The organism is Derxia lacustris (assembly GCF_002105195.1).
Lineage (GTDB): Bacteria > Pseudomonadota > Gammaproteobacteria > Burkholderiales > Burkholderiaceae_E > Derxia > Derxia lacustris.
In genome coordinates this window covers 23480-30876 of record NZ_MUHU01000028.1, presented here as the reverse complement: position 1 = coordinate 30876, position 7397 = coordinate 23480, and the positions used below count along the sequence as shown (strand labels likewise).

Here is a 7397-nt window from a genome sequence, read left to right as displayed (position 1 = left end):
TCGATGGCAAGGTGGTCGGCTTCACGAACAGCTCGTCATCGCAAATGAAGCCGACCACCTTGCCATCGAGATAGAGCGCGTACTCGCCGAACATGCGTTTCGCGACGAGGCCGGGCAGGCGAGCGGTATCGAGCAGGAAATCGACGGTGGATGGTTGCGAGGCCATGACGGAAACGGTCGGGACGGAAGCTGGATGATGCCGCCCCGCCGCGCGATCCTCCACAGCAGCCCATTTCCGAAAGGAGCCGCCCTTGCTTCGCCCTGCTCGCCTTACCGTGCTCGCGCTCGCGAGCCTCGCCAGCTCCGCCGCGCATGCCGAAGCCACGATGGGCGATCTGCTGTGGCTGCTGATCTTCCAGCTGCCCGTCGCGCTGGTGGGCGGCGTGGCGCAATGGCTCTGGCCGTGGGTGCTGTGGCCAGGCGTCGCGGGGCTGGCGCTGTCGGCGCTGGCCTGGCCGCTGCTGCGCGGCAAGCCCGAATGGCCGGTGATCGTGAAGCTGGCGGCGCTGTTCAGCGGGCTGGTCGTGTTGCTGGGGCTGACGCTGCTGGGCGCAGCGAGTCTGGCGGAGCGAGTGGTGCCTGGGGCGACCGGGTGGGTTTGAAGCGCGAGGCAACGTCGGACATCACATGTACAATAATCCGTACATATCGAGGAGCCAGCCATGGATGCCGTGACCTACACCACCGCGCGCGCCAATCTCGCCAGCACGATGGACCGCGTCTGCAATGACCACGAGCCGGTAATCATCACGCGCAATTCGCAGCAATCCGTCGTGATGCTGTCGCTGGAGGATTACAAGGCATTGGAAGAAACCGCCCATCTGCTGCGCACGCCAGCCAATGCACAAAGATTGCTCGACGCGATTGCGCAATTGAATTCCGGCAAGGGCCAGGAGCGGGAATTGGCGGAATGAAGATCGTCTTTGCCGATGCTGCCTGGGAGGATTATTTGTACTGGCAGCAGCAGGACCGCAAGATGGTCGAGCGGATCAACAAGCTGATTCGCGAGATTCAGCGCGAGCCGTTTTTAGGGATTGGAAAACCGGAGGCGCTCAAGCACGCGCTGGCGGGATTCTGGTCGCGCAGAATCACGGATGAGCATCGGGTGGTTTATCGGGTGGTGGGGGATGAGTTGCAGTTGGTGCAGTTGCGGTTTCACTATTGAGCAGGCAATTCTGGCCTGTCGTGTTCACGGCGATGAGCAATCAATTCCATCAACATTCCAGCACAGGCCTCATACCGGATCGGCCAGATCAATCACCTGATCTCGAAAGTCCGGGCATGGGTCAAGCATCCGTTTCGGATCATCAAGCGGCATTTCGGATTCACCAAGGTTCGCTATCGCGGCCTGGAGAAGAACACCGCGCAGATTCACTCGCTGTTCGCGCTGGCGAATCTGTTCATGGCACGGCGGCAGTTGGCGCAGGCCGTGTGAACGGGGCCAGCAAGGGGCACCAAGCCCGATTGAGTCGCTGCTGGGCCACGAATGCGACCCTCTCGTTAAGTGAAATGGCATTGGAAACGAAAATGCTGCGACGACTCTCCCAGCTTCGCGCTCGAAATACGAAGCTGCCACGTTAAGCGGCGTTGTGAAGAGCGTCCCTTAGGAAGCCAGACGAACCAATTCAAGTTGAATTGCGCGAATTAATTCATCCAAACAGCGCTGTATCAATGCCCAATACTTTTGATCCGAACTGGCAAGATTATCCTCCAGATCACGCTCCAAATACTCGCGAAGAGAAGCCTCCACTCCCGGGACAAGTTCCAAATGATGCGAGTTATTTCGATAAACACGAATTCGATGCAAAGCATCAAATAACGATGGATAAGATGCCTTAATTTTGAGGAAAAAATATTTACCCTCCGAAATAGAATTGCCATATCTATCAATACTTTCAACAAAGCAACGATTTAAAATATTCAACACAGAAGCCAAAGTTTGTAGATCCTCGACTACTGGCGCATCGCGCAAATGATCTGCCTCAGGAAAAGAGTTTGGGCCAAACAAGCTTGGCTGTTTTGCACACTTAGCAACTCGTTCTAGTTCACGCATATCTTCAGCTATCTCACGAAGCCTAACGGCAAGAAAAGTAGCGCGATCTTCATATGCAGTCAGGCGCATTCGCCAAGGGCGACCCTCACGACGAGCATTCTCGCTTGCAACATAGGTTGCCAAAACAGAATAAGTGACATAAGGGTATTCAGGAGCAGAGACAACTCCATAGCGAAACAGATGAGTACATGCCTGCCCTTGTGCAGAGGCCTGCTGAAATTTTTGGATATCACCAACAGACAACGCCTCCAAAAATTTATACTCCTCCGGATAAAAACGCTCCAACTCATCAACAACGTGCCTAACATAAAAAACGAGTTCGTCATCACGGAGAGCGCGCTGCTTATCTAGCCTTCCCTTTGCTACCTTCAATGGAAATGGCTCACCCGCCACCTGAGCAATCTGCGCAACATGACTGCAAGCCAAACGCGTTAATAACGGATGACCAGCATACTGTTCAAAAAGCGATATGAGTGCAGTAGCGTCATAACGCATACCAACAATTTTCCCAATTTTTTGCACCAATTCATTTGATTCGGAAACGGAAAGCCCACGCAAAAATATCGTAGTTACGATACCAAAAAGCGGATTTTGAAAATCCCCGAATCGGCTTTCCTCAGCAATTGCTGGATTTACCCCTGCTATTATTACGTTAAATCGAGGAAATGTTGATTGCGCCGTACGAATTGCCTGCCAAAATTCGAGAAATTCGGATTCCCAGTGCTCATCCGCTGCGGTTCGCGGCGTAATCCACTCAATCTCATCAATAATAATTGTTAGCCGCTCAAGCGTCGCCGCCCGCACTAAATTACGCATAACCAACAGGAAATCATCAGCCGCATCTAATTCATCAAATACTGGCAAAGGCATATTTAACTGATCGCGAACAAGGCGCTTAACGATATATTGGAGCACCTGGTTCCAATGGCGCTTTCTAAATGACGGCGACTGACCATCAAATACTTCCACTCGATGCTTCGGATCTTTTTCAAGAATGCGCTGCAGCTTCCAAAGCAGAGACGTCTTCCCGGTCTTACGAAGACCAAAAATCGCAGCATTTTCGCTGCGCCTGCAAAAATCTAAGATTTGCCCTAATTCATGCCCTCGACCAAAAAAGTAGGTATCTTCACGCAACGGCAGCGTATATTTGTAACGATCAAGAAGCAAAAAGTGCTTTTGAAGTTGGTTGCGAACAGTCCATGCATCTGCATGCTTATCAAGAAGAGTGGCTGCCGTAAACGGAACGACAATTCTTGACTCTTTATTTTCCAGCAAATAAGACGATACCCAAGCATCCGCATTAACCGCTTCGGAAATCAAAAAACAAAGAAGCGGTTCAACTCTTCCTTTGGCAGGATCGGTAGAAAAGACGTGTTCTATCGCACGAATAGTTCTAGGCTCAACTGTTTCGTATTTTGAGTATGCAAGCACTACTTCATACTCAAACCCATACGACTCAGCAAGATCAAGTGAAGCACGAAGAAGAAAAACGGTAATCGTTGTACGTTCGTACGTTCTAGAATTTGCCCAAGAAACATCAAAACCGGCATCAAGAAATGGATCAAGCAGATTAGTTTCTCTTCGACGGTGAAGTAGGAATGGCTTGACACTCTCATGTATTATTCCCGGCATATTCACCCCCAATAAGATGGTTTTAGTGCGAAACACCTATAGCTTACAACATAGCGTCTCAATAAACCAAGCACTTCGCAGCACTTGAGGAACCTATTCACAATCACATACTGCAAGAACAGTATCTTGAAAAAGATTGGTGCTTTCAAAGAGACTGAGCCGCATCTTTTTATCGAGACGTCCTAAATAAATAGACGTGAATTCACATGCGGCTTCAGGCGCATCCACGGCTTTTATTCAACTAATTAACAGATATCCATATCTCAATAACGTTTACTTTGCCAGCATTGCCTTCTCCCGTGTTTGTGCAACCGCATTGGCAAACGCAACCCACGCTTCAACCCCAATATCCTCCGCCCTCGCCGTAAGCCTGATCCCTGCCCCCTCCGCCACCTCCGCCCCCCCCGTCTCAATCACATAAGCATTCAACGTATTCCGCAGCATCTTCCTTCTCTGCGAAAACCCCGCCGCAACCACCTGCGCAAACACCTTCTCATTCACCGCCCCCAATTCCGCCGCTGGGCGCGGCCTCATCCTTACAACCGCCGAATCGACTTTCGGTGCCGGATCGAAACTTTCGGGCGGTACGTCCAATACCTGCTCCATTTCATAGCGGTATTGCAGCATCACCGAAAGCCGGCCGAATTCGCTGTCGCCGGGCGCGGACACCATGCGCTCGACCACTTCGCGCTGGAGCATGAAGTGCTGGTCCTCGACCCAGGGCGCGGCGGCGACGAGGTGGAACAGCAGCGGGCTGGAGATGTTGTAGGGCAGGTTGCCGACCACGCGCACGCGCCGGCCGGCCTCGCGCATGCCGCGCGCGAAGCCGGCGAAGTCGAACTGGAGCGCGTCGCCGGCATGCACGACGAGGTCTTCGGGCGCGTATTCGCGGTTGAGGCGGGCGATGAGGTCGCGGTCGATTTCCACGACATGCATCGGCCGCTCGGCGGGTTCGATCTCGGCGAGCAGCACGCGGGTGAGCGCGCCGAGGCCGGGGCCGATCTCGATGACGGCGTCGCCGGGCGCGGGCGCGACGGCGCCGACGATGGCCTGGACGATGCCCTGGTCGACGAGGAAGTTCTGGCCGAAGCGTTTGCGGGCGCGGTGTTCCATGGCGGGCGATCTCGGGAAGAAGGAAGGGGCGGCGCGGCGGTGGCGCGCGGCGGCAAGTCGGAAGAAGTCGGGGCCGGACGGCGCGGGCGTCGGTCGGCGGCGCGATGAAGCCGCGCCAACCGCCGCGCCTCAGCCCGGCCGGGCGAGGTGGTGGCGCGCGAGTTCGGCGGCGGTGTCGATGGCGGCAATCATGCTGTCGGCCTCGGCGCGGCCAGTGCCGGCCAAGTCGAGCGCGGTGCCGTGGTCGACCGAGGTGCGCACGACCGGCAGGCCGAGGGTGATGTTCACGCCATGGCCGAAGGTGGCGAACTTGAGCACCGGCAGGCCCTGGTCGTGAAACATCGCGAGCACGGCGTCGCAGTCGTCGAGCACGCGCGGATGGAACAGCGTGTCGGCCGGCAGCGGGCCGCGCGCGTCGATGCCGCGCTGGCGAGCGATGGCGAGCGCGGGCGCGATGGTGTCGATTTCCTCGCGGCCCAGATGACCGCCCTCGCCCGCATGCGGATTGAGGCCGGCCACCACGATGCGCGGCGCGGCGATGCCGAAATTGCCGCGCAGGTCGTCATGCAGGATTTGCAGCGTGCGCAGCAGGCTGGCTTGCGTGATGGCGGCCGGCACCTCGGCCACGGCCAGATGCGTGGTGGCGAGCGCGACCCGCAGCGGGTTGCGCAGCGCGGCGGTGCGGCCGGCCAGCATCATCACCACGCGGTCCACGCCGGCGCGCTCGGCAAACCATTCGGTATGGCCCGAGAAGGCGATGCCGGCATCGGCGATGGAGGCTTTCTGCACCGGCGCGGTGACGAGCGCGCCGCAGCGCCGGTCGCGCGCGGCGTCGAAGCTGCCGGCGAGCAGGCCCAGCACATGAGCGGCGTTGGCCGGATCGGGCTGGCCGGTCACGACTGGCGCGCCGAGCGGGATGTGCTCGACCGGCACGAGATCGAACAGGCCGGGTGCGCCGACGAGCGCGGCAGCGGCGGCGAGCGTGGCGCGGTCGCCGAAGACGAGGAAGTCGGCGGGGCGCCAGCGAGTGTCGGCCGGGCCGGCGGGATCGCCCGCCGCGTCGAAACCGACCAGCCGGGCGATCGCCGCCGCCGTCACCTCGGGCCCGACGCCGGCCGGCTCGCCGGCGGAAATGGCGAGCGGGCGGTCGAGCGGCGGACGCGGCGGCAGGTTCATGACGGCGGAGCGGGCGGCTTCAGTTCACCGAATCGAGGCGGATTTCCACATACGCACGGTCGCGCTGCTCGCGCACCCAGTCGTCATAGGCCTCTTCGGCCTTGCGCTCGCGGATGGCGGTGCGCGCGGCAAGCCGCTTGCGCTCGGCCGGCGCATCCACTTCGCGGCGCTCCAGGACCTGGATCAGATGCCAGCCGAACGGCGACTGGATCGGCGGGCTGATCTGGTTGGGCGTGAGCTGGTTCATCACGCCCTCGAACTCGGGCACGGTGTCGCCCGGATAGAGCCAGCCGAGGTCGCCGCCCTGCGCGGCCGAGCCGTCGCGCGAATAGCGCTTGGCCATCTCGTCGAAGGCCGAGGCGCCGGCCTCGATGCGGGTGCGCAGGTCGGCGAGGCGCTTTTCGGCTTCGGCGTCGCTGAGCTGGCCGTCGTTGGTGCGCAGCAGGATGTGGCGCGCATGGGTCTGGGTGACCTTGTCGGCGATGGCGGCCTGATCGTTGCGGCGGCCGAGCAGCTTGAGGATGTGATAGCCGCCCGGGCTGCGCACGATGGCGCTGAGCTGGCCCGGTTGCAGCTGGGCCACCGCATCGGTGAACAGCTGCGGATAGCGGTCGGCGGTGCGCCAGCCCATGTCGCCGCCGCGCGTGGCTTCAAAGCCATCCGAATAGCCGGCGGCCAGCTTGGCGAAATCGCCGCCCTCGCGCAGCTGGCGCAGCACGTCCTCGGCGCGCGCCTGGCGCTGGGCCTGCTGCACCTGGGTGGCGTTCTCGGGCACGCGCACCACGATCTGGGCGATGTCGAGTTCGACCGGCGTGGGGTTGTTGCGCTGGGCTTCGAGGTAGGCGTCGATCTCGGCGTCGGTGACCTGCACCTTGCTGTCCACCTCGCGGTCGCGCACCCGGCTCAGCAGGATTTCGCTGCGCACCTGACTGCGGAAGTCGCTGAACACCACGCCCTCGCGCTCCAGCCGGTTGCGGAACTCGGTCAGCGTCATGCGGTTCTGCTCGGCGATGCGGCCGACCGCGCGGTCGAGCATCGAGTCGTCGACGCGGATGCCGGCATCGCGCGCGGCCTGGGCCTGCACCCGGTCCACCACCAGCCGCTCCAGCACCTGGCGTTGCAGCACATCCTCGGGCGGCAGCTGAGTGTTGCGCGCGGTGAGCTGGCGCTGCAACTGGGCCACGCGCGCCTTCAGCTCGTTGTAGGTGATGACTTCGTCGTTGACCACCGCCACCACCACGTCGAGCAGTTGCGGCGTGGCGGCCGGGGCGGCGGCGCTGGCCGGCGCCGCCGGCAGCAGCGCGCCGCCCAGCGCGGCGGCGCACAGCAGCGCGCGCGCCCGGCGGCCAAGCTGGCGGCCGAAGGCGCGCGCGGATTGACGGGCCGGCTGGCGGCCGGCGGGGCCGAAGGATTGCTGCATGTC

The 7397-nt window shown here is 60.2% G+C and carries 8 protein-coding genes and 1 pseudogene; 4 read left to right on the top strand and 5 right to left on the bottom strand.

Features of this window, described 5'->3' with window-relative positions:
* On the bottom strand, positions 1-166 hold a 166-nt coding region (locus B9P64_RS30655; RefSeq protein WP_139826410.1), incomplete at its 3' end, for a TfoX/Sxy family protein.
* An 85-nt stretch (positions 167-251) separates the two neighbouring features.
* On the opposite strand from B9P64_RS30655, the gene B9P64_RS28235 reads away from it, so the two are divergent.
* The 4 genes and pseudogenes from B9P64_RS28235 to B9P64_RS19160 all read left to right on the top strand — a co-directional run.
* Positions 252-602, top strand: coding sequence for a hypothetical protein (locus tag B9P64_RS28235; RefSeq protein ID WP_139826409.1), 351 nt, complete (start codon positions 252-254; stop codon positions 600-602).
* Positions 603-662: 60 nt separating this feature from the next.
* The gene (locus tag B9P64_RS19170) at positions 663-914 is read left to right on the top strand and encodes a type II toxin-antitoxin system Phd/YefM family antitoxin (RefSeq protein WP_085317781.1); all 252 of its coding nucleotides are present in this window, start codon (positions 663-665) and stop codon (positions 912-914) included.
* Positions 911-1165, top strand: a complete 255-nt coding sequence (locus B9P64_RS19165) for a Txe/YoeB family addiction module toxin (RefSeq protein WP_085317780.1) — start codon at positions 911-913, stop codon at positions 1163-1165. The genes B9P64_RS19170 and B9P64_RS19165 overlap by 4 nt, the downstream gene beginning before the upstream one ends.
* Before the next feature lie 111 nt (positions 1166-1276).
* Positions 1277-1435: pseudogene (locus B9P64_RS19160) on the top strand (transposase); the annotation flags it as partial.
* Between the two features lie 168 nt (positions 1436-1603).
* Here the strand turns inward: B9P64_RS19160 and B9P64_RS19155 are convergent.
* The 4 genes from B9P64_RS19155 to B9P64_RS19140 all read right to left on the bottom strand — a co-directional run bounded on the left by B9P64_RS19155 (position 1604) and on the right by B9P64_RS19140 (position 7394).
* Positions 1604-3721, bottom strand: a complete 2118-nt coding sequence (locus B9P64_RS19155) for an AAA family ATPase (RefSeq protein ID WP_139826408.1) — start codon at positions 3719-3721, stop codon at positions 1604-1606.
* Positions 3722-3958: 237 nt separating this feature from the next.
* Entirely contained in the window at positions 3959-4798 is an 840-nt protein-coding gene (gene rsmA, locus B9P64_RS19150) for a 16S rRNA (adenine(1518)-N(6)/adenine(1519)-N(6))-dimethyltransferase RsmA (RefSeq protein ID WP_085317779.1), read from the bottom strand.
* Positions 4799-4927: 129 nt separating this feature from the next.
* A complete protein-coding gene (gene pdxA / locus B9P64_RS19145) occupies positions 4928-5974 on the bottom strand; it encodes a 4-hydroxythreonine-4-phosphate dehydrogenase PdxA (RefSeq protein WP_085317778.1) in 1047 nt (348 codons plus the stop codon).
* 19 nt (positions 5975-5993) lie between these two features.
* Positions 5994-7394, bottom strand: a complete 1401-nt coding sequence (locus tag B9P64_RS19140) for a peptidylprolyl isomerase (protein ID WP_235840051.1) — start codon at positions 7392-7394, stop codon at positions 5994-5996.
* Positions 7395-7397 lie beyond the last annotated feature (3 nt).